The following is a 22,512-nucleotide window of genomic DNA, read 5'->3' as shown; positions in this document are numbered from 1 at the left end:
GACACCGGCCCATCGCAACCACGTTGGAGAGAACAACAGATGACTGCAGTTACTGACGAAGCCCCCGGCAAGGCGCTACCGACGCCCCACGTGGCCGGCGCCCCGACGCCGCGCACCATCACGGTGAAGATCCGGCGCTTCAACCCGGAGGTCGACGCCGAACCGCACTGGCAGTCCTTCGTCGTCAATGGCTTCAACTCCGACCGGGTGCTGAACCTGCTGCACACCATCAAGTGGGAGCAGGACGGGACGCTCACCTTCCGCCGCTCCTGCGCGCACGGGGTCTGCGGCTCGGACGCCATGCGGATCAACGGCGTCAACCGGCTGGCCTGCAAGGTGCTGGTCCGGGATATGCCCGATGAGATCACCATCGAGCCGATCAAGGGCCTTCCGGTGGAGAAGGATCTCGTCGTCGACATGGAGCCGTTCTTCGAGGCCTACCGCTCGATCAAGCCGTTCCTCATCACCTACGGCAACCAGCCGACCAAGGAGCACATCCAGTCCCAGGCCGACCGGGACCGCTTCGACGACACCACCAAGTGCATCCTCTGCGCCGCCTGCACCACCTCCTGCCCGGTGTATTGGACCGACGGCTCGTACTTCGGCCCGGCGGCCATCGTCAACGCGCACCGGTTCATCTTCGACAGCCGCGACCAGGGCACCGAGGAGCGGCTGGAGATCCTCAACGACCGTGAGGGTGTCTGGCGCTGCCGCACCACCTTCAACTGCACCGAGGCCTGCCCGCGCGGCATCGAGATCACCAAGGCGATCCAGGAAGTCAAGCGCGCTCTGCTCTTCCGCCGCGTCTGAGGGTCGCCCCCCGAAGTCGGGTTGGTCTGAGGTGCTGACCGCTCAGACCGGTCGCGCTTCGCTCCGGAAGGCGGCGACCGCATCGACGAGGTTGCCGTAGACGTTCTGCTCACCGATGAGTTCCATCAGGTCGTAGCTGACCAGCGTCCGATGCAACTCTGAGTCGACCCGGGCGATCTTGAATTCAATGTGGTGCACACCCAGGTACTCCAGCAGATTGGCCAGACTGATCCCCGCGGAGTAGTCGACATCCGACAGGGCGGCCGCATCGAGGATCAGGCAGCGCACCGGATCCGGCGCAGTTGAAATGAGCCTCTCCACGTCGTCGACGAAGCGGTTGACGTTGGCGTAGAAGAGGTCGGCGTCGTAGCGAAAGACGATGAGACCCGGCTCGCTCTGGGCCCCCGCGATCGCCGGCTGGTAGGTCGGCTCGCCCTCCTTGTTCACTCCGACGACGAAGTAGGTCGGGTTGTACTGGCGACGGACGATCTCCAGGATCGACAACACGATGGCCAGGATGATGCCCTGCTCGACGCCGATCGCGAAGACCACGAAGCCGGTGACGGCGGCAATGGCGAACTCGACGACCCGACGCCGGTAGATCCGCCGCAGCCCGGAGACGTCGATGAGGTCGACGCCGACCAGGAAGACGATCGCACCCAGCACCGCCTCGGGCATGTCCTTCAACACCCCCGTGAAGAACAACACCACCAGCAGGGTCACCACCGACATCGTGAGGTTCGCCAGCTGGGTGCGGCCGCGCTGCCCGTCCAGGATCTGGGTCTTGGTCGGGCTGCCGTTGACCACGAACGTGCCGGTGAGTCCGGCCGCGATGTTGCTGCCACTGAGTCCGATCAGGTCACGGTTGATGTCGACCGGGTCGCCGTGCTTCATCGCGAAGCTACGCGAGGTCGCCGCGCTCTGAGCAATGATCAGCACCGCGCAGGAGAAGGCCACCGCGATCACCTTCGGCACGTCGCTCCAGGTGATCCCGGAGGGAAGACCGACCGGCGGAAATCCCCCCTTCACCGCCCCCACGATCGCCACTCCGTGCGCCGATGCGTCGAGGGTCGCCGAGAGCACGATCGACAGCACCACGGCGACGATCGCACCGGGGATCTTCGGGGCGAAGCGGCCGAACCCCAGAATGATGAGGATGGCCCCGGCGGCGAAGGCGAAGGTGGTCCAGCTGATCTGCGACAGCGAGGTGATCCAATGCCACTGCTTTTTGAACCAGTTCCCGGTTCCGCCCGAGATTCCCAACATGTCCGGGATCTGGCCGGAGAGGACCTGTATGCCGACGCCGGTGAGGAAGCCGATCAGTACCGAGGCCGAGAGGAAGTCACCGAGGAAGCCGAGGCGCAGCAACCGAGCGATAGCCAGCAGACCACCGCAGACCAGCGCCGTCAGGCCGGCGAAGGCCACCCACTTCGGCGAGTCCGGGGTCAGCCCGGAGATCGACACCCCCGCCAGGCCGGCGGCCAGGATCGCCGCGGTTGCGGAGTCAGCGCCCACCACGAGCAGCTTCGACGAACCCAGCAGCGCGAAGAGCACCGTCGGGAAGATGATCGTGTAGAGGCCGGTCACGATCGGCATCTGCGCGATCGAGGTGTAGCCCATCGTCTCCGGGATGGCGACCGCGGCCAGCGTGACGCCGGCCAGCACGTCGGCGCGCAGCCACCTTCGCTGATACGAGCGCAGCGAGACCGGGATCAAATCAGATTTCCAGCGCGGCATCGATCATTCCCTCATTAGCGAAGCATGGCTAGCGCTCAGCTTGACCGCGGTCATCGATCCTTGTATTCATCCCGCGCGGGTGATCTCGGGTTTCAGCTGGGTCGGGTGATATCGGGTTTCATCTCCGTCGGATGACTCGGGTACCCGCCCTGCGCGCCAGACTGGGTTCGTGACTGCCAACGCTGACGCACCCGCCGATCCACTCACTACATCCCCTGTCGCCGTCTCCACCGACGGGCGTACCTTCACCTATCGCGGAGGCGACGACGCGCTGCTGCTCGGCGACCTGATACTGCTCCAGACACCGGATTCGGCGAGTTTCCTGGGCCAGGTCCTCGAGCAGGCTCCTGAATCCACCGGCACCGCGGTGATCAGCGCAGGCTCGGTCATCGGCCTGCTCGACGCCGACGGCGTGCCCCGGCGCTCCGGGCGGCGCCCCTTCGCCGCGGCCACCGTTGTCCCGGCCGACGCCGCCGTGATCGAGGCCCTGCAGCGCGACAGCGGCGCCGGGATGACGATCGGAACCTGGCGCAACGGGGCTCTCGACGTCGCGGCCCGGCTACGGGCGGCCGGATTCAATCGGCACACCTTTCTCTGCGGTCAGAGCGGCTCCGGCAAGACCTACGCGCTGGGCGTGATCCTCGAACAGCTGCTGCTCGACACCAATCTGCGGATGGTCATTCTCGACCCGAACGCCGACTTCGTGCGTCTGGGTGACACCCGGCCCGAGACCACCGCCGCCGACGCCCAACGGCTGGGCGAGGCCGAGGTGCGGGTGCTTCGCTCGAACGCCGGCGGCGGGCAGCCACTGCGGATGCGCTTCATGACGCTGCCGCGCCAGGCCCAGGCCGCGGTGCTCCAGCTCGATCCGCTGGTCGATCGCGGTGAGTACAACCTCTTCATTCACATGATGGCCAACCTCACCGCGCAGAGCCTGGGCGAGATGATCGAGCGGCTGCGGGCCGGGGGCGCCGACGATCGGGCGCTGGCGCAGCGGATCGAGAACCTGGGTTTGACGAGCTGGGAGGTGTTCGCCGCCGAGAACGCGTCGGCATCGGAGGTGGTGGCCACCGGGGCCCGGGTCACGGTGATGGACCTCGGCGGCTTTGAGCATCCGCTCGAGCCCCATGCGGTGAGTCTGGCGCTGGTCGAGCGCCTCTGGGCCAACCGGGAGAGTCGCACCCCGACGCTGATCGTGATCGACGAGGCGCACAACCTCTGCCCGGCCCAGCCGTCCAACTCGGTGCAGGCGGCCATCACCGAGCGGCTGATCCAGATCGCCGCCGAGGGCCGCAAGTACGGCCTCTGGCTTCTCCTCTCGACCCAGCGCCCGTCCAAGCTGCACCCGCAGGTGATCTCGCAGTGCGACAACCTGGCGTTGATGAGAATGAACTCGACGGCCGATCTGGCCGAGCTGGGCGAGATCTTCGGGTTCGTGCCCCCGCAGCTGCTACAGATGTCGCGCAACTTCGTACAGGGGGAGGCACTCGTCGCCGGCGGCTTCGTGCCGGCCCCGGCGCTGGTGCGGATGGGGGCTCGGCTAACCCAGGAGGGCGGCCGGGACGTCTCGGTCCCGGTGGTTTAGCGCACTGCCGCCGGTTAGCGCACTGCCGCCGGTTAGCGCACTGCCGCCGAAGCCGCTCGAACTCCACGCAGGCCGAGGATCCCGATCGCGGTGCCGAAGGCCAGCGACGCCACGGTGAGCAGCAGGTGCACGGTGAAGAAGGCAGTCATCCCGTCGTTCCAGGAGCGCGGATCCTTCCAGATGTTCTTGAGGAAGGTCGGCCAGATGATCCAGGACCAGACGCCGAAGGCCAGCAGAAGCCAGGAGACCCGGCGTGTGAGTTGCATGGATCAAGGTTAGCCAAGGTTAGTGGCGGCATTTTCCGTACACGCCGACTCGCCTTCACCGGCTGCGGCGTTAACTCCCCATAAGCTGATCGAATGCGCAACCTTGCCCGGCGAGCGGCGCTCGCTACGGCGGGGACGCTGGTGCTCCTGAACTGCGGGATCGCCTACGCCGCACCCCTGAACGACTCCGGAGCACCGGCCGCGCCGACCTCCTCGGCGCCCTCCTCCTCGGCATCCCCATCCAGCTCCAGCCACGTCGTGCCGCCGCCTGCCCCGACCCCGAGTGCCAGCGGTCGTTCACCCGATAGCCCCGACCCACACCCGCCGGCTGGCGGCATCGGCCCGAACGGCGAACTCGTCGGCGGGTCGGCGTTGCACAGCCGCGGTCTGGTGAAGCCGACCGGAGCTCCCGCGCTCCCCGCCGGCATCACCGCGGCGGCCTGGACGCTGGTCGACCTCGACACCGGTGCGGTGCTGGCCGCCCGGGACCCGCACGGTCGCTACCAGCCGGCGAGCATTCTCAAGACGCTCACCAGCGTCACGCTGCTGCCCCTGCTGCCCGGCACCCGAACCGTCACGGTGAGCCAGTCGGCAGCCAACGCCGAAGGCTCGGCGGTGGGGATCGTGGCCGGCGGGAAGTACACCATCGACCAACTCTTCAAGGGACTGCTGCTCGTCTCCGGCAACGACACCGCGGCGGCACTGGCCGAAGCGGCCGGCGGGGTGGCGCACACGGTCGACCTGATGAACAAGACCGCGATGAGTCTCGGTGCCTACGACACGTTCGTGCAGACGCCATCCGGCCTGGACGGTTGGCAGCAATTGACCAGCGCGTACGACATGTCGCTGATCCTGCGAGCCGCGGTCAACATGCCGCGCTTCGTGGCCTACGACCAGGCTCGCACCGCCGAGATGCCGGCCGAGAAGGTCGGCCCGCTGGCCACCTCCCCCTTCCAGATCACCAATCAGGGCAACCCCTTCATGGACGCGGTCCCCGGGGCGCTGGTATCGAAGATCGGGTACACCGACGCCGCCTCGCACACCTACGTCGCGGCCACCGAGCGCAACGGCCGGCGGCTCGGCGTGGTCTTCCTGCGGGCGGAGCGCTGGCCGCTGGATCAGTGGCAGCAGGCGGCGAAGCTCTTCAACTGGGGCTACGCGCTGCCGGCCACCGTCGCACCGGTCGGGCACCTGGACGCAGCCGTCCAGACGCCGGACGACATCCGGGCCACCCAGAGCGCGGCCGCGTCGATCGCGGCCCGCACGACTCAGGAACGCGAACTACTCGCCGCTGCCACCACCCGTCGTCAATGGCACGAGGACGTACCGATAATCGTTGCCGGTCTGCTGATCATCGCGGGCTCCGTCGTCGCGATCCGCCGGTTCGGCCTGCATCGCAAACACGGCTAGCAGCGGCCCCCTTACCGCCGCTTACCGTCGTCGCCACCTACTACGTAGCTCCAGCTCCAACTCCTGCGTCGGGGAGAGTTCAGGCTCCACGGCCTGTTCGGCCTCGATCCGAGCCAGTTCCGCGGCCGCCGCGGCATCGGCCGCCGCCGGGTCGAGCACCACTCCGCTGGCCGTTGCAGTCCAGGTCGTGGTGAAGAGCAGGTACCGTGCCACCAGATTTATCCAGACCAGGACACCGATGATGCTCCCCAGCACCCCGTAGAGCGGGCTGGTGGCGATCCGAGCGATGTAGGCCGTCCCGATGAACTTCAGCACCTCCAGCCCGAGCGCGGCCAGCAGGGCACCCCGCAGCAGCACCCAGCGCGGGATCCGGGCGTTCGGGAAGCGGGCGAATACCCACAGGAGCACGATCATGTCGCCGAGGACGGCCAGCAGCAGCCCCAGCACGGAGAACCCCGCCGCCGCGCCCCAGATGTGGTCGACGTTCAGTGCCTCGGCGACCTGGTGCGCGAAGGCGGTGCCGCCCACACTGAGCACCAGCGACAGCGTGATCCCGATCCCGAAACCGATCATCACGACGCCGTCGATGAGCTTCGCCATCACGAAGTTCCGCTTGATCGGGTCGACCCCGCAGACCGAGTTCGAGGCCTGTCGCAGATTGGCGATCCACCCCAGGCCGCTGAGCAGCACACCGACCAGACCGATCAACCCGACGGCCGCCCGCTGGTCGATGGCCGCGTCGATGGCGGTCTTCAGGGTGTCGCCGAACCCGCCCGGGACGTTCTTGGTGATGTTGTCGAAGAGCTCATCGTGCAGGTCGCTGTTGTTGCCGAGGACGAAGCCGCTCACCGACACGGCCAGGAACATCAACGGGAAGATGGCCAGGAAGCTGAAGTAGGTGATTCCGGCGGCGTAGTAGTTGCCCTTGGTGTCGGTGTACTGCTGGTAGGCGACGAGAACATGGTCGAGCCAGTGGTAGCGCGTTCGCAGCGCGGCCCAGCGTTGCTTTGCCGCCGGGACCGTCATGCGCTAGTTCGTACCCGATTCCGGCCCGGCCGTACCCAGTTGGTAATGGCGCCGCTGCGTCCAGCCGCCGCCCGGCCCCCGCTCGAAGAGGGTGAAGCGATCGACGACGAAGCGGGCGATGTAATCCGACAGGCCGCTGTATGCGGTGTCCAGGGCGTCCTCGTCGACGTCGTGGGCCACCGTGACGTGTGGGTGGTACGGAAACTCCAGGTCACGGGCCAGCGGGCCGCTGCGGATCGCCTTCTCCAGCAGCTCGCATTCGGCCAGTCCGCGGGCGACCTGGATGAAGACGACCGGGGAGAGCGGGCGGAAGGTGCCGGTGCCGGCCAGGTGCATCGGGAACGGACCGCAGGCCTCGGCCGCCTTGGCCAGGTGCGACTCGATCTCGTCCAGGTCGACCTTGGCGATGGCCGTCGGGGGCAGCAGCGTGACGTGCGGCCAGATCATGTCGGCCTGCGGATCGCCGACACTTCGCCGCCAGCCGGTCAGTACCGTCGAGTGTGGCTCCGGGATGTCGATGACGACCCCGAGGGTGGCGCTCATGCCCGGGCAGCCGGCGGCAGGAAGCCGACCTTGGCGTAGGCGTCGGTCAGCGTCGGATCGGCCACCTCCCGGGCGCGGTCGGCGCCCTTGGCCAGGATGCGGTCGAGCTCGGCCGGGTCGGCCAGCAGCTTGCCACTGCGCTCGGCCAGCGGCGCACAGAAGGCGACGACCGCGTCGGCCACTGCCACCTTCAGCTGGCCGTACCCCTGGCCGGAGTACTCGTCGGCCACCTTGAGCACGTCCTGATCGGTCACCGAGGCGAGGATCGCCAGCAGGTTCGAGACGCCCGGCTTCTGCTCCGGGTCGTAGCGGATGTCGGAGTCGGTGTCGGTGACCGCCCGCTTGATCTTCTTGGTGAGCACGGCCGGGTCGTCGAGGAGGTTCAGCGTCCCGGCGTCGCCCAGTGACTTGCTCATCTTGGCCGTCGGGTCCTGCAGATCCAGGATCTTGGCTGACTGCTTGGGGATGAAACCCTTCGGCACGGTGAACGTCTCGCCGTAGCGGGCGTTGAAGCGCTGCGCGAGGTCGCGGGTGAGCTCGATGTGCTGGCGCTGGTCCTCACCGACGGGCACCTCGTCGGCCTGGTAGAGCAGGATGTCGGCCGCCATCAGCATCGGGTACGTCAGCAGGCCCACCGAGACCGGTAACCCGCGGCTCGACTTGTCCTTGAACTGGGTCATCCGACTCGCCTCGCCGTAGCCGGCGACGCACTCCAACACCCAGGAGAGCTGGGTATGGGCGGCCACATGGCTCTGGACGAAGAGGGTGGATCGGTCGGGGTCGATGCCTGAGGCCAGCATCTGCGCGGCGGCGATCCGGGTGCGCTCGCGCAGCACCGCCGGCTCCGGCGGCTCCAGGGTGATGGCGTGCAGATCGACCACGCAGTAGATCGCATCATGGCTGTCCTGCAGCGGCACCCACTGGCGGAACGCACCGAGATAGTTGCCCAGGTGGAAGGAGGTCGAAGTGGGCTGCGCGCCGGAGAAGACGCGTGGAACAGACGCGGGGTGGGACATGTATCAACATTCTGCCAGCATCACCAAAGCATGATTCACTGACTTTCCATGAGCACCGTTTTCTCACGTGAAACCACGTCACCTGCTACCGACTCAGCCACTCATGAGGTGACCAACCAGGTCCCGCCGCTGGTCGGCCACGATGTCGCGCAGGACCCGGTCGTTCTCGGGGCGCTGAAGCGCGAGGGCGCCGGCTGGCACGCCGAGGAACTGCACCGCATCGGACGGCTGGCCGGCTCCGAAGAGGCGCAACGCTGGGGTTTCGAGGCGAATGATCACCCACCGGTGCTGCAGACCCATGACCGCTACGGCCACCGCATCGACGAGGTCGAGTTCCATCCCTCCTACCACCGCCTGATGGATGTCGCGGTGAGCGCCGGCCTGGCCGGTGCCGCCTGGAGCGACCCACGTCCGGGCGCGCATGTCGCCCGGGCGGCCGGGATCTCGGTCTGGAGCGCGGTGGAGCAGGGGCACACCTGTCCGATCTCGATGACCTACGCCGTTGTCCCGGCGCTACGGGCGGCCCCGGAGCTGTCGGCGCTCTACGAGCCCGGTCTGACCAGCCGCAGCTACTCCCCCGGCCTGTCGGATCCGCTGCGCAAGCCGGGCCTGCTGGCCGGGATGGGGATGACCGAGAAGCAGGGCGGTTCGGACGTCCGCAGCAACTCCACGGTGGCCACCGCCCAGGCCGACGGGACCTGGACACTGCGCGGGCACAAGTGGTTCACCAGTGCCCCGATGAACGACCTCTTCCTGGTGCTGGCCCAGGCGCCGGGTGGCCTCAGCTGCTTCCTGGTGCCGCGGGTGCTGCCGGGCGGGGAGCGCAACGTCTTCCGCATCCAGCGGCTGAAGGAGAAGCTCGGCAACCGCAGCAACGCCAGCAGTGAGCCGGAGTTCGACGGCACCGTCGCCTGGCTGGTCGGCGAGGAGGGGCGGGGGGTGCGCACCATCATCGAGATGGTGACGATGACCCGTCTGGACAGCGCGCTCGGCTCGGCGGCCGGGATGCGCACCGCGCTCATGCAGGCGGTGCACCACACCCGGTATCGCTGGGCCTTCGGCTCGGCGCTGATCGACAAGCCGCTGATGCGCAACGTGCTGGCCGACCTGGCCCTGGAGTCGGAGGCGGCGACCACGCTGACGCTGCGCCTGGCCGGCGCGGTGGACCGTTCGCTACGCGGCGACGTCAACGAGCAGGCCTTTGCCCGGATCGCGGTCGCGCTGGGGAAGTACTGGGTCTGCAAGCGGCAGCCGGCGATGGTGGCCGAGGCGCTGGAGTGCCTGGGTGGTAACGGGTATGCGGAGGAGTCCGGGATGCCCCGCCTCTACCGGGAGGCGCCGCTGAACGGCATCTGGGAGGGGTCGGGGAACGTCAACGCCCTCGACGTGCTGCGGGCGCTGGCCAGCTCGCCGCAGTCGCTCGACGCGCTGGCCGCCGAGATCGGCGGGGCGTCCGGGGCCGACTCCCGGCTGGACGCGGCCTGGGCCTCGGCGCTGCGCTCACTGGAAGATCCGGCCGAGGTGGAGTACCGCGCCCGCCGGCTGGTCGAGCAGCTGGCCCTCGTGCTGCAGGGTTCGCTGCTGCTGCGCCACGCCCCGGCCGCGGTGGCCGACGCCTTCATCGGGTCCCGGCTGGCCGGCAATCACGGGCTGGCCTTCGGCACATTGCCGACCGGGGTCGACCTGGACGTCATCATCGACCGCACCCCCGGCCGCCTCCCCTAACCCCCGCGTTCGCTTTTGGCACACCTGCAGGGACTATCCCTGCAGGTGTGCCAAAAGCGAGGGGGTTATTCGGCCGGCTCGGCGGGTTCGGGCGGGGTCACCTGGATCCGGGCCGCCCGGCGTCCGTCCACCTCGGTCACCAGCAGCCGGTGCCCATCGGCCTCCACCGAGTCACCCACCGCCGGCAGCCGTCCAAGCGCTGCCATCACGTACCCGGCCGCCGTTTCGTAGGGCCCCTCGGCCAGCTTCAGCCCGGTCGACTCGGTGAACTCGTTCAGGTTGACCCGCCCGTCGATCTCGACGACCCCGCCGAGCATCCTGGTGGTGCCGGCCTCGGCCTCGTCGTACTCGTCGCGGATGTCCCCGATCACCTCTTCGATCAGGTCCTCCAGGGTGACGATCCCATCGGTCCCGCCGTACTCGTCGACCACGATGGCCAGGTGGTGCCCCTCGCGACGCATCTCCGACAGCGCGACCAGCACGTTCTTCGACCCCGGCAGCTGCTTCACCTCACGCAGCACGTCACCGACCGTGCGGCCGTGATCGGCCCGGGCCTCCCCGGTCAGCAGGTCGCGGATGTGCACGAAGCCCCGCACGTCGTCCTGGCTGGCCCCGATCACCGGGTACCGCGAGTGCGGCGAGTCGAAGGCCAGCTTGGCCGCCCGGCTCACCGTCTGTGACGACTCCAGGAACGTCACCTCGGTGCGCGGCACCATCACCTCACTCAGCGACCGCTCACCGGCCGCGAAGACCTCGTCGATGAGGCGCCGTTCGTCCTTGGTCAGCGATTCATGGACGGAGACCAGATCCCGCAGCTCCTCCTCGCTGATCGCCTCCCGCCCCGTGTTCGGGTCACCCCCGAGCAGCCGCACCAGCCCATCGGTGCACTTGGAGAGCAGCCAGATCACCGGCCGCAGCAGCGAGGCCATCCGGCTCAGCGCCGGGGCGAAGAGTTGGGCCGCCGCCTCGGCCCGCTGCAGCCCGAGTCGCTTCGGAGCCAGCTCGCCGACGACCAGCGTGACGAAGGAGATGATCAGCGTGACCCCGATGATGCCGGTGGCCCCGGCCAACCCCTCACTCCAGCCGTGCTGCAGCAGGAAGTCCTTGGCCTCGTCGCTGAGCGTCACCGCGCCGAAGGCGCTGGAGAGGAGCGCGGTCGAGGTGACCCCGATCTGCACCGCGGCCAGGAACCGGTTCGGGTCACGGACGAGCTTGGCCACCGCAGCACCACGCCGCGAGGTCTCGGCCATGGCCCGGACCTGACCCTCGCGCAGCGAGACGAGCGCGATCTCGGCCGCGACGAAGACGCCCTCGATCAGGATCAGCCCGATGACGATTCCGACGTTCAGGATGCTGCTATTCACCAGGTAGCCCTCATCGAGGGGAGAACCCTGCTAGCAGGGTTGGTATGTCGGCCGATCACACTGCCCGATTCTACGGACAGTCCGCGGCTAAACCCCCCAGTCGGGACGCAGCGGGACCCCGGCCTTGCCGCCGTTGCCCACCCGCACCCCGAGGACCTGGTGCAGTTCGATGCCGCGGCGCTCGAAGCCCAGCCGGGAACCGGCCATGTAGAGACGCCAGACCCGAGCCCGCTCCAACCCGACCTCGGCCACCGCCGCGTCCCAGTTATCTTCCAGGTTGCGACCCCAGGCGGCCAGCGTCATCGCGTAATGCTCACGCAGGTTCTCCTCGTGGCGGATCTCGAAGCCGGCATCCTGCATGACGCCGGTGATGACGCCGACGGCCTCCAGTTCACCGTCGGGGAAGACGTAGCGGTCAATGAATCCCTCGCTCTTCACGCCCTCGGTCGTGGTCGGGCGGGTGATGCAGTGGTTGAGCAGCCGGCCCTCCGGGCGTAGCTTGGCGTAGAGGGATGCGAAGTAGTTCGGCAGTTCCTTCATACCGATGTGCTCGGTGAGCCCGATCGAGGAGATGGCGTCGTAGCCGCTGTCGTCGACGTCGCGGTAGTCCATGTACTTGACCTCGGCCACGCCCTCCAGGCCGTCGGCGGCGATCGCCTTGGCCGCCCATTCAGCCTGCCGCTGGGAGAGGGTGACACCGAGCGCGGTGACGCCGTAATGCTTGGCCGCGTGACGGACCATGCCGCCCCAGCCGCAGCCGACGTCGAGCAGGCGCATGCCCGGCTTCAGCCCGAGCTTGCGGCAGACCAGGTCGTACTTGTGTGCCTGGGCCTCCTCCAGCGTCGAGGTCTCATCCGGGTAGCAGGCACAGGTGTAGGTCATCGAGGGCCCGAGGATGTACTCGTAGAACTTGTTCGAGATGTCGTAGTGGTGGCTGATCACCTGGGCATCGCGACGCTTGGAGTGACGTAGCCCCATCAGCCCCCGCGGCCCGATCTCGACCGACGGCGGGGCGACCCAGCGCAGCGCCTTCGGGTCGAGGTTGAGCAGGGCCTGCACGCGCGCTCCGAAGCGCACGTCGGCGTCGCCGTCGTTCCAGATCGCTGAGAGCGCCTCGTACAGGTCACCCTCGACATCGAGCTGCTCGCTGACATAGGCCCGCGCAAGGCCGAGCGTGCTCGGCGCGGTGATCATGTAGGACAGTGCCTTGGGACTGCGAACAGTGATCGTCGCCTTCGCATCCGGCGAGCCGGCCGAGACGTCGTCATAATCCTTGATCTGCAACTGCGGATGACCAAGGGTGGTGTACAGAACCTTGGCGGTCGGCGTTCGCTGCATGAGCAATCCTCACCTTCGTGCGACGGTCTTCTCGTACAAGTCCAAGAGACGGTTATCGGAGTCGTATCTCCGCTTAAGCATTCTATAAGCCGAACCCGAGTAGATGCTCCAAAATTCATCTTCCGGGTAGAACGACGTCGAGTACAGAGACTTTCGGCCACCAAGTTTGGCCACCATCTCCTCGATGGCCCGGTTGTGGTAGCCGTCCTGCTCACCGTCGGGGAGGTAGGCACTGGACCAGAACCCGATATTTACATACAGGATGGACGGATCGAACTTGTAGAGATCCCACACCGCGTTCTCGTCCCGCTGCTTCAGCGGGCAGAGCCAGACGGGCTCAATCCCCGTTCTTTCATTGAGGAAACTGACGAACTCCGCGACCCGGTCGATCGGCACCTCGATGTCCTGGACGATCTCCTCGCTCACCGGCAGACCACGCCGGCGATCCAGCCGCTCGGCGAAGTGCACCCGCCGGTTGAGGGCGATCAGTTTCCAGTAGAAGTCAGAGCGTCGATAACGCTTCGGCCACAATCTGCGCAGCCGCGGATTCTGTGCCCCGAAGGCCCGCGAACACCAGAACCAGTCGGTGTCCCAGCGCCAGATGTAGTCGGCGATGGTGAGCCAGTCCTGCCGCTTCTGCTGGATCGAGCGGTAGTAGATCTTCTGGTCGGTGTAGTCGGAGACGCTCTGCGCGGTGTCGCTGAAGGTGCCCAGGCTGAGGTAACTCTCGGACGGGGTGAACCAGGTTCCGTCGAGGAAGTCCACCGCCTCCCCGCCGTACTCGCCGCTGGTGGCGATCTGATGCATCGCCTCGACGCAGCTGGCCAGATCATCGAAACGCAGGTGCCGCAGGTGCACGAAGGACTTCACCGGCTGCAGCTCGATACGCAACCGCAGCGCGTACCCGAGTGAGCCGTAACTGTTCGGGAATCCATAGAAGAGATCGGCGTTATCCCCACCCGGCGCGGCGGTCACCAGGGTGCCGTCGCCGAGCAGGATGTCCATCTCCAGCACCGACTCGTGCGGGCAGCCATTGCGGAAGGAGGAGGACTCGATCCCCAGACCGGTCACCGCGCCACCGAGGGTGATCGTCTTCAACTGCGGGACGACCAGCGGCATCAGCCCATGCTGCAGCGTCGCCGCGACCAGGTCTTCGTAGGTGGTCATCCCACCTACATCAGCGGTGCGCGCCTCGACGTCGATCGAGAGAACCCCGTTGAAGAGCTCGGCATCCAGGGTGCCGGGCGCCTTGGCTCGCGGACGGAACAGGTTCGATGTCTTCTTCCGCAGCCGCACCGGCTGGTCCGGTCCGACCTCGGCCAGCTGCTCACGCAGCCGGGCCACTCTGCTCTGGTAGTCCACGCGTCAGCGCCCTAATTGCTCACTGGCTCGACAGGGCCTTGTTGAGGTTGCTGTCGATGGCGGCCAGGAAGTCCTCCGTGGTGAGCCACGGGGCGTCCTTGCTGATCAGCAGGGCCAGGTCCTTGGTCATCTGACCCGACTCGACGGTCTCGATGCAGACCCGCTCCAGCGTCTCAGCGAAGGCGGTGACCTCGGGCTGGCCGTCCAGCAGCCCGCGGTGCTTGAGGCCGCCGGTCCAGGCGAAGATCGAGGCGATCGGGTTGGTCGAGGTCGGCTTGCCGGCCTGGTGCTGGCGGTAGTGGCGGGTGACCGTGCCGTGCGCGGCCTCGGCCTCCACCGTCTTGCCGTCCGGAGTCATCAGCACGGACGTCATCAGGCCCAGCGAGCCGAAGCCCTGAGCCACCGTGTCGGACTGGACGTCGCCGTCGTAGTTCTTGCAGGCCCAGACGTAGCCGCCCTCCCACTTCATCGCCGCGGCGACCATGTCGTCGATCAGGCGGTGCTCGTAGGTGATTCCGGCGGCCTCGAAGTCGGCCTTGAACTCGGCCTCGAAGACCTCGGCGAAGATGTCCTTGAAGCGTCCGTCATACCCCTTGAGAATGGTGTTCTTGGTCGAGAGGTAGACCGGGTAGTTGCGGGCCAGGCCGTAGCGCAGAGAGGCGCGGGCGAAGTCGCGGATCGAGTCGTCCAGGTTGTACATGGCCATCGCGACGCCGGCGCCCGGGAACTCGAAGACCTCGAGGTCGATCGGCTCGCCACCGTCCTCGGGCGTGAACTTCAGCGTCAGCGTGCCCTTGCCCGGAACCTTCATGTCGGTGGCGCGGTACTGGTCACCGAAGGCATGACGGCCGATGACGATCGGCTTGGTCCAGCCCGGCACCAGACGCGGCACGTTGCTCATGATGATCGGCTCGCGGAAGACGACGCCGCCCAGGATGTTGCGGATCGTGCCGTTGGGCGACTTCCACATCTTCTTCAGGCCGAACTCCTCGACGCGGGCCTCGTCGGGGGTGATGGTGGCGCACTTGACGCCGACGCCGTGCTTCTTGATGGCGTTGGCCGCGTCGATCGTCACCTGGTCGTCGGTGGCGTCGCGGTGCTCCATGCCGAGGTCGTAGTACTCGAGGTTGACGTCGAGGTACGGGAGGATGAGCTTGTCTTTGATGAACTGCCAGATGATGCGGGTCATCTCGTCGCCATCAAGTTCGACGACGGTTCCCTCAACCTTGATCTTCGACATGGTTCGGCTTGCCTCCAGCACGGTCAACGGTTTCTTGGCTTCAAGATATCTCCTCGCCTCAGGACCCCCAGACGCACCCCCACTATCGTTCAGAAATGGCCGAATTCGTGCGCGCACAGAGCGCGGTTGACACCCAGCTCGACAGCTACCTCGACGATTACGCCGCGCTCGACCCGATCTTCGCCACCGCGCAGGGAGTGCTCGGCTTCGACGCGCAACTGCCCGATCTCTCCCCGGACGGGCTCGCCGCCCGCTCGCAGCTGCGCCGGGACACACTGGCTGCCCTGGATCGGGCCGTGTCCGACTTCACCGCCACCGGCACCGGGTTGGACCCCATCGACCGGGTGAGCGTCGCCGCGGCCCGTGAGCGGCTCGGGGTGGAGGAGTCGCTGCACGAGCAGGGCGAGGACCTGCGCCGGCTGAACAACATCGCCAGTCCGGTGCAGGACGTCCGCGACGTCTTCGACCTGATGCCGACCGAAACCGCGCAGGATTGGCAGGTCCTCACCGCACGTCTGCAGCAGGTGCAGCCCGCCCTGGACGGTTACATCGAGTCGCTGCGGGTCGCCCGCGACCGGGGTCAGGTGGCGGCCCGTCGTCAGGTGGAGGCGGCCATCAAGCAGGCCGGTGAGAACGTCGGCCCGGACGGCTTCTTCGCCAAGTTGGCCGGTGACGGCGGCCAGCGCGCGGGCAGCGAGGCGGCCGCTTCGCAGCTGCGGGCGGCCGCCGGGTCGGCCGCCGAGGCCTACCAGCGGCTGGCCGGCTTCCTGGCCGATGAGCTGCTGCCCGGCGCACCGGCGGCGGACCCCGTCGGACGGGAGCGGTACGCCCTCCTCTCCCGTTCTTTTCTGGGCACCTCGGTCGATCTGGAGGAGACCTACGAATGGGGCCAGCAGGAGTTGTCCCGGATCACTCAGGCGATGCGCGACACGGCCGGACGCATCCATCCGGGGGCGACGGTGGCCGAGGCGGTGCAGCACCTGGACCGCGATCCGGCCCGCCGCCTGGATGACGCCCGGGCCCTGCGAGATTGGATGCAGCGGGTCTCCGATGAGGCGATCGATGCCCTGGCCGACACCCACTTCGACATCCCGGAGCCGGTGCGGCGGTTGGAGTGCCGGATCGCCCCGACCAGCACCGGCGTCATCTACTACACCGGCCCGAGCGAGGACTTCAGCCGCCCGGGCCGGATGTGGTGGTCAGTCCCGGCAGGCATGACGGAGTTCACCACCTGGCAGGAGCGAACGACGGTGTACCACGAGGGCGTCCCCGGCCATCACCTGCAGGTCGGTCAGACGGTCTACCGGCACGAGCAGCTCAACCGCTGGCGGCGGCTGGGGTGCTGGGTCTCCGGGCACGGCGAGGGGTGGGCCCTCTACGCCGAGCAGCTGATGGCCGAGCTCGGCTACCTCGACGACCCCGGCGACTACCTCGGGATGCTGGCCGGGCAGTCCTTGCGCGCGGCCCGGGTGGTGGTGGACGTCGGCGTGCACTGCGGTTTCCGCGCCCCGGCCGCGGTGGGAGGCGGCGCCTGGACGTATGAGAAGGCCTGGAGCCTGCTGTCGCAGAACTGCCTGCAGCCGACGGAGGTGCTCCGCTTCGAGCTGGATCGCTACCTCGGCTGGCCGGGCCAGGCGCCCTCCTACAAGCTCGGCGAGCGGGCCTGGCTGCAGCTGCGCGATCAGGCCCGGGAGGCCGCCGTCGCAGCTGGACGCCCCTTCGACCTCAAGGCCTTCCACCGGCGGGCGCTGGACGTCGGCAGTGTCGGGCTGGACGTGCTCCGGGATGCGGTGCTGGAATCTAGCTGAGCGCCCGTCCCGATCTGCAGGGCGCTTGTTTGCTGGCCGTTAGCAATCTTCACGAAACACCTTCCCGTCATGATCCGCCAATGAGCCACCCGCCGATCCGGAGGATGCGTCCGTGAGCGCTCCCGCGGTACCGCCCCCTACCACCGGGGAGCAGGAGCAGTGGAGCGGCCACACCATCGTCTGCGGGCTGCACGACGTCGGCCTGCGGGTGATCGAGCAGCTGCAGGCGGCCGGCGAGCAGGTGATCGTGGTCGACGACGGCGCCTCGGCCCGGCTGGCCCGAATCGTCGACAGCCTCGGGGTGCGCCGGATGACCGGCGACACCCGCCGGATGACCACGCTGCGCTTAGCCGGGGTGGAGACCGCGGCGGCCCTCATCTGCGCCGAGGAGGGCGACCTGCACAATCTGGGCGTGGCGCTGCTGGCCCGCGAGATGCGACCGGACATGCGGCTGGTGGTCTCCCTGACCAACGCCGCGGTGGGGCGCGCCGTGCAGCGCCTCACCGGGCCTGGGACCGTGCTGGACGTCGCCGAACTAGCCGCCCCGACGTTCGTCGAGTCCTGCGTGCGCCGCCAGCACCACGTGCTGAACCTCGGCGGCAAGGAGTTCATCGTGGCCCACCGCCGGGTCAGCGTCCCCGGGAAGCTCCGGGCGATCTTCGGTGACCTCGCACCCATCGCCGTGGTGCCCCAGGCCGACGACGCCGAGATGCTCATCTGCCCGGGACGCGACGTGCACGCCGACCCTGGCGACGTGGTGACCCTGATCGGGCCGGCCGAGGAGTTCGAGGATCTCCGGGCCACGGCCGGGGGCGATGACTCGCTGCCGGCGAGCCACCGGATCCGATCGGCCTTCCGGCAGGCCCGCAGCGTCACCGGCGGCTTCCTGGCCGAGACCGAGCGATCGCTGTGGGCCACGCTGCTGGCGCTCTTCGGGGTCGCGGTCGTCTCCATCCTGCTACTGATGGGCTCCTACCAGTCCGAGGAGGGGAGCCGGCCGCACATGGGGCTGGTCGACTCGGCGTACTTCACCACCGAGACGCTGACCACGGTCGGCTTCGGGGACTTCTCCTTCGCCCACCAGCGGCTCTGGCTGCGGCTCTGGGCGATCGCGCTGATGATCATCGGCGCCACCCTGGTGACGGTGGTCTACGCGATGCTCACCAACCTCCTCATCAGCCGGCGCATCGAGGCCACTGCCGGGCGGCGGGCGGCCAGCGGATTGAGCGATCACGTGGTGCTGATCGGACTCGGCTCGGTCGGCATGCGGGTGCTGGAGGGGCTGCTGGCCGAGGGGCGTGACGTGGTCGTGCTGGAACGGGACGAGAACAACCGCTTCCTGGCCGCCGCTCGCAGCACCGGTGTGCCGATCATCATCGGCGACTCGACAATCCCGCAGAACCTGATGGCGGCCAACCTGCCGGGTGCCAGTGCGGTGGCCGTCCTCACCAGTAACGACCTGGCCAACATCGAGACCGGCCTCGCGGTGGACGACCTGCTGGCCGAGCGCAGCGCCGACGTGCCCGTGGTGCTGCGGGTCTTCGACCGGCAACTGGCCCGCACCATCGAGCGCGGGTTCGGCTTCCAGCACGTCCGCTCCACCTCGGCGCTGGCCGCACCCTGGTTCGTCGGGGCCGCTCTGGGACTCGATGTGCTCAACACGTTCTACGTCGACCGGCAGCCCTTCCTGGTCGGGCGCCTCACCGTGGCCGTAGGCGGCGGGCTGGCCGGCGCCACCATGCACGAGCTCAGTGCCCGCACCCGGGTGATCGCGATCAGCCGGCTCGGCGGGGCGATGGAGTACCCGCCGCGCCGCGACACCCGCTTCGAACCGGGTGACCAGGCCTATCTGGTCGGGCCCTACGAGGAACTGCTCCAGGTGCTCCGCCGCGACCAGAACGGCTGAGCGGGGTCTGTCCCGCCCTCGCGTTGTGGGGAGTTTTCTTCCCGGATTCCGGGAAGAAAACTCCCCAACTGAAAATCGGCCGCCGGCCACACCTGTGGATAACTCCGGGTCGGAGGATGCGCTTCGCCGATGATGTTCTGGTGCCCGCACCGCTGTACCCGCCGCGAACAAACCAGAGATTCGCCTCGCACCCGACGACGTGGGCCGCCCTGGCCCGGCGTCAGGGCGGCGTGATCTCCCGACGACAGCTCATCCGCTACGACGTCTCCAGCTCCGGCATCGGTCGACTACGTGACGGTGGGCAGCTCGTGCCAATTCTGGCCGGTGTCTTCCTGGTTCGCGGTGCGCCGGTCACCCTCGCGGCGAAGCTGTGGGCGGCCGCCATCGCCACTGACGGAGTAGTCGGGTTCACCTCAGCCGCGCATCTGTGGGGCTTCATCGAGGCCGAGCCGGCGCAGATCCACGTGCTCATCGCCCATGCCCGGCGGGTCTATCCGCCGGAGTGGGTTCGCGTTCATCGCACCCGGACGCCCATCGTCGGGCAGACCACTCGCCGGCACCTTCCGATCACGTCCCGACCGACGAGCCTGCTCGATCACCTCACCACCCTCCCGCGATCGGCGGCGGTGAAGCTGGCCGATCGTGGCCTTCAGCAGGGATGGATTACGCCTGAACACGTGTTGACACGGTTGCAGCGGCAGCCCCGGCATCGGGGAAATGCCACACTGCGGCACATCGCACAACTGATGGGCGACCGGGCGGCGGCTGAGTCCGAGCGGCGGCTGCATCGCTTACTCCGCGATGCCGGCATCACCGGATGGCGGGCCAATCACCCCGTCTATTGGCGGGGGCGTCGCATCGGAATCGTCGACGTCGCGTTGCTGTCGAGCCAGGTCGCGATCGAGATGGACGGCATGGCCTACCACGTCGACGTCGACCGCTTCCGCAACGACCGCCGGCGTCAGAACGATCTGATCGCCACAGGTTGGCGAGTTCTGCGGTTCACCTGGGCTGACCTCACCGAGCGGCCCGAGTACGTGGTGGCGACGATCCGCCAGTTCCTCTGAACGCACCGGAAAACGAAACGTGGGGTGTTTTCTTCCCGGATTCCGGGAAGAAAACACCCCACAACGTCAGGGGGGGCGGTGCTACAGGGTGGCTACGTCGGCCTGCTTGGCCCGGACGGCTTCGGCCGCCTCCTTCAGGCCTTCCAGCTCGGAGGCGGTGAGGTCGCGCTCGACGACCTTCTTGACCCCGCCGGCCCCGATCTGGGCCTCGACACCGAGGTACACGCCGGAGATGCCGTACTCGCCGTCGACCCAGGCGCAGGCCGGGATCACGGCGTCGGAGTCGGTGATGACCGCGCGGGCCATCCGGGCCGCGGCAGCGGACGGGGCGTAGTAAGCCGAGCCGGTCTTGAGCAGCGCTACAACCTCGGCGCCACCGTTGCGGGTGCGGGTGACCAACTCCTCGATCTTCTCGGCGTCCAGCACGTCGGCCAGCGGCTTGCCGTCGACGAAGCAGGCGGACGGGACCGGCACCATGGTGTCGCCGTGCGAACCCAGGGTCAGTGTGGTGACCGAGCCGACCGGGACGCCCAGAGTGGTGGCGACGTTGTTGGTGAAGCGGGCGGTGTCGAGCACGCCCGCCTGGCCGAAGACGCGTTCCTTCGGGAACCCGGAGGCCTGCTGGGCCAGCGCGGTCATCTCATCCAGCGGGTTGGAGACGACGATGATGACGGCGTTCGGCGAGTGCTTGGCGATGTTCTCGGCCACCGACCGCACGATCCCGGCGTTCACCTCGAGCAGGTCCATGCGGCTCATACCCGGCTTGCGGGGCAGACCGGCGGTGATCACGACGACGTCCGAACCGGCGGTGGCCTCGTAGCCGCCGCCGTCCGCGGTGGTGGTGGCGCCGACGACCGTCGTCTCGAAGCCCTCGATCGGGCGAGACTGGTTCAGGTCGAGCGCGAGGCCCTCCGGCTTGCCCTCGACGATGTCCGTGAGGACGACGGTCTCGAAGACGTCGTACTCAGCCAGCCGCTGGGCAGTGGTGGATCCGTAGAAACCGGCGCCGACGACGGTGGCCTTGCCACGGCGAGCAGGTGCAGACATGGAGCACTCCTAAACGAGGTAGATAGATCGAATCGCCCCACAGGCTAGTCCTCGCGACAGCTCAGCCGTGAACAAGGACCCCGAAGGTGAACGTCAGCACACCCAGCCCGGCGTAGATGGCACAGTCCAGCGACCGGCTGCGCACCGCCAGCCAGCCGGCCCGCACCGGCGGGAGCACCAGCCTGAGCAACGCCCCGAGGAGCATCCCGGCCGCCATCACGCTGACCGCCCGCAGCCAGTGCTGGGGCCGGATCACGCCGGCGAAGAAGCCGCCGGCACAGACCAGCAGTACCAGCATGAACGGCCACTGGTCGCGCAGGCCGTGCAGCTGCCGTCTGATCCAGAGCCGGACCGACGTCTGAACCGACGGATGGGGGGCGGGCACGGCCGCACTCACCCCAGCGCCCGCTCGGCCGCCTCGACGACGTTGCTCAGCAGCATCGCGCGGGTCATCGGGCCCACGCCGCCCGGATTGGGGGCCAGGAAACCCGCGACTTCGGCCACGTCGGCCGCTACGTCGCCGGCGATCTTGCCGTCGACCCGGCTCACTCCGACGTCGAGAACGGCGGCGCCCGGCTTCACCATCTCCGCGGTGATCAACCCGGGGACGCCGACCGCGGCGACCACGATGTCGGCCCGCCGCACGTGGGCGACCAGGTCGCGGGTTCCGGTGTGGCAGAGGGTGACCGTCGCGTTCTCGGTGCGGCGGGTGAGCAGTAGCCCGAGCGGGCGCCCGACGGTGGTGCCGCGTCCGACCACGACGACGTCGGCCCCGGCGATCGGGACGTCGAAGCGACGCAGCAGCTCGACGATGCCGTACGGCGTGCAGGCGATCGGCGCCTGCTTGTTCAGCACCAGCCGGCCGAGGTTGATCGGGTGCAGGCCGTCGACATCCTTCGCCGGGTCGACCCGGGCCAGCACCGAGTACTCGTCACGCCCCTTCGGCAGCGGGAGCTGAACCAGAAACCCCGTGCAGGCCGGGTCGGCGTTGAGCTCGTCGACCGTAGCTTCGATCTCGGCCTGGGTGGCCGAGGCCGGCAGGTCACGACGGATGCTGGCGATACCGACCTCGGCGCAGTCCTTGTGTTTGGCGCCGACGTACCAGGCACTCCCCGGATCGTCACCGACGAGCACGGTGCCAAGCCCGGGGACGACCCCGCGGGCCGCCAGGTTGGCAATGCGCTCCTTGAGTTCGGACTTGATGGTCGCCAGGGTTGCCTTGCCGTCAAGGATCGTCGCCGTCACGTCTACCTATCCTGCCA

General features: G+C 68.1%; 19 protein-coding genes. 7 read left to right on the top strand and 12 right to left on the bottom strand.

All coding sequences use genetic code 11. The annotated features are described in order from the left end of the window. The first annotated feature begins 39 nt into the window (after positions 1–39). On the top strand, positions 40–810 hold the full coding sequence (locus CPH63_RS07085) for a succinate dehydrogenase iron-sulfur subunit (RefSeq protein ID WP_096302257.1): 771 nt from the start codon (positions 40–42) through the stop codon (positions 808–810). A 42-nt stretch (positions 811–852) separates the two neighbouring features. On the opposite strand, the gene CPH63_RS07080 is transcribed toward CPH63_RS07085, so the two are convergent. Next, on the bottom strand, positions 853–2,547 hold the full coding sequence (locus CPH63_RS07080; protein WP_096302256.1) for a SulP family inorganic anion transporter: 1,695 nt from the start codon (positions 2,545–2,547) through the stop codon (positions 853–855). A gap of 169 nt (positions 2,548–2,716) precedes the next feature. Between CPH63_RS07080 and CPH63_RS07075 the strand changes: the two genes are divergently transcribed. Further along, entirely contained in the window at positions 2,717–4,132 is a 1,416-nt protein-coding gene (locus CPH63_RS07075; protein WP_197704609.1) for an ATP-binding protein, read from the top strand. A gap of 32 nt (positions 4,133–4,164) precedes the next feature. On the opposite strand, the gene CPH63_RS07070 is transcribed toward CPH63_RS07075, so the two are convergent. After that, a complete protein-coding gene (locus tag CPH63_RS07070; protein WP_096302255.1) occupies positions 4,165–4,398 on the bottom strand; it encodes an SCO4848 family membrane protein in 234 nt (77 codons plus the stop codon). Positions 4,399–4,491: 93 nt separating this feature from the next. On the opposite strand from CPH63_RS07070, the gene CPH63_RS07065 reads away from it, so the two are divergent. Continuing rightward, entirely contained in the window at positions 4,492–5,808 is a 1,317-nt protein-coding gene (locus CPH63_RS07065) for a D-alanyl-D-alanine carboxypeptidase family protein (RefSeq protein ID WP_096302254.1), read from the top strand. Between the two features lie 21 nt (positions 5,809–5,829). Here CPH63_RS07065 and CPH63_RS07060 read toward each other — a convergent pair whose 3' ends face one another. From CPH63_RS07060 to trpS, 3 genes are read right to left on the bottom strand one after another with little or no spacing between them, the layout of a single operon-like run. Then, on the bottom strand, positions 5,830–6,834 hold the full coding sequence (locus CPH63_RS07060; RefSeq protein ID WP_096302253.1) for a YihY/virulence factor BrkB family protein: 1,005 nt from the start codon (positions 6,832–6,834) through the stop codon (positions 5,830–5,832). A gap of 3 nt (positions 6,835–6,837) precedes the next feature. Further along, positions 6,838–7,377: a 2'-5' RNA ligase family protein gene (locus tag CPH63_RS07055; RefSeq protein ID WP_096302252.1), complete on the bottom strand. Its 540-nt coding sequence runs from the start codon at positions 7,375–7,377 to the stop codon at positions 6,838–6,840. After that, entirely contained in the window at positions 7,374–8,393 is a 1,020-nt protein-coding gene (gene trpS, locus CPH63_RS07050; protein ID WP_096302251.1) for a tryptophan--tRNA ligase, read from the bottom strand. Before trpS ends, CPH63_RS07055 begins: the two co-directional genes overlap by 4 nt. A gap of 48 nt (positions 8,394–8,441) precedes the next feature. Between trpS and CPH63_RS07045 the strand changes: the two genes are divergently transcribed. After that, a complete protein-coding gene (locus CPH63_RS07045) occupies positions 8,442–10,118 on the top strand; it encodes an acyl-CoA dehydrogenase family protein (RefSeq protein WP_096302249.1) in 1,677 nt (558 codons plus the stop codon). A 65-nt stretch (positions 10,119–10,183) separates the two neighbouring features. On the opposite strand, the gene CPH63_RS07040 is transcribed toward CPH63_RS07045, so the two are convergent. The 4 genes from CPH63_RS07040 to CPH63_RS07025 form a co-directional block, all read right to left on the bottom strand. Next, on the bottom strand, positions 10,184–11,482 hold the full coding sequence (locus tag CPH63_RS07040) for a hemolysin family protein (RefSeq protein WP_096302247.1): 1,299 nt from the start codon (positions 11,480–11,482) through the stop codon (positions 10,184–10,186). Between the two features lie 87 nt (positions 11,483–11,569). Further along, entirely contained in the window at positions 11,570–12,820 is a 1,251-nt protein-coding gene (locus CPH63_RS07035; RefSeq protein WP_096302245.1) for a cyclopropane-fatty-acyl-phospholipid synthase family protein, read from the bottom strand. A 9-nt stretch (positions 12,821–12,829) separates the two neighbouring features. Beyond that, the gene (locus tag CPH63_RS07030; protein ID WP_096302243.1) at positions 12,830–14,182 is read right to left on the bottom strand and encodes an FAD-binding oxidoreductase; all 1,353 of its coding nucleotides are present in this window, start codon (positions 14,180–14,182) and stop codon (positions 12,830–12,832) included. Positions 14,183–14,201: 19 nt separating this feature from the next. Beyond that, the gene (locus tag CPH63_RS07025) at positions 14,202–15,422 is read right to left on the bottom strand and encodes an NADP-dependent isocitrate dehydrogenase (RefSeq protein ID WP_096302242.1); all 1,221 of its coding nucleotides are present in this window, start codon (positions 15,420–15,422) and stop codon (positions 14,202–14,204) included. Between the two features lie 95 nt (positions 15,423–15,517). On the opposite strand from CPH63_RS07025, the gene CPH63_RS07020 reads away from it, so the two are divergent. The 3 genes from CPH63_RS07020 (at position 15,518) to CPH63_RS07010 (ending at position 20,203) form a co-directional block, all read left to right on the top strand. Then, positions 15,518–17,230 carry a DUF885 domain-containing protein gene (locus tag CPH63_RS07020; protein ID WP_096302239.1) on the top strand — a complete coding sequence of 571 codons (1,713 nt, stop codon included), beginning with the start codon at positions 15,518–15,520 and terminating at the stop codon, positions 17,228–17,230. Positions 17,231–17,342: 112 nt separating this feature from the next. After that, positions 17,343–19,136 (top strand): NAD-binding protein, encoded by a 1,794-nt coding sequence (locus CPH63_RS07015; protein ID WP_096302237.1) that lies wholly within the window; start codon positions 17,343–17,345, stop codon positions 19,134–19,136. A 140-nt stretch (positions 19,137–19,276) separates the two neighbouring features. Then, on the top strand, positions 19,277–20,203 hold the full coding sequence (locus CPH63_RS07010) for a DUF559 domain-containing protein (RefSeq protein ID WP_157749349.1): 927 nt from the start codon (positions 19,277–19,279) through the stop codon (positions 20,201–20,203). An 81-nt stretch (positions 20,204–20,284) separates the two neighbouring features. Here the strand turns inward: CPH63_RS07010 and mdh are convergent, their stop codons facing one another. The 3 genes from mdh to CPH63_RS06995 all read right to left on the bottom strand — a co-directional run bounded on the left by mdh (position 20,285) and on the right by CPH63_RS06995 (position 22,495). Continuing rightward, positions 20,285–21,250 (bottom strand): malate dehydrogenase, encoded by a 966-nt coding sequence (mdh, locus tag CPH63_RS07005; protein ID WP_096302233.1) that lies wholly within the window; start codon positions 21,248–21,250, stop codon positions 20,285–20,287. Between the two features lie 61 nt (positions 21,251–21,311). Beyond that, positions 21,312–21,635: a DUF3017 domain-containing protein gene (locus CPH63_RS07000; RefSeq protein ID WP_197704608.1), complete on the bottom strand. Its 324-nt coding sequence runs from the start codon at positions 21,633–21,635 to the stop codon at positions 21,312–21,314. Positions 21,636–21,643: 8 nt separating this feature from the next. Then, the gene (locus CPH63_RS06995; RefSeq protein WP_096302231.1) at positions 21,644–22,495 is read right to left on the bottom strand and encodes a bifunctional methylenetetrahydrofolate dehydrogenase/methenyltetrahydrofolate cyclohydrolase; all 852 of its coding nucleotides are present in this window, start codon (positions 22,493–22,495) and stop codon (positions 21,644–21,646) included. Positions 22,496–22,512: the final 17 nt, after the last annotated feature.

Origin of the sequence: Jatrophihabitans sp. GAS493 (assembly GCF_900230215.1) — a bacterium.
Lineage (GTDB): Bacteria > Actinomycetota > Actinomycetes > Mycobacteriales > Jatrophihabitantaceae > MT45.
Note: the sequence above shows the minus strand (reverse complement) of the source record. Positions and strands in the feature narration are given on the sequence as shown.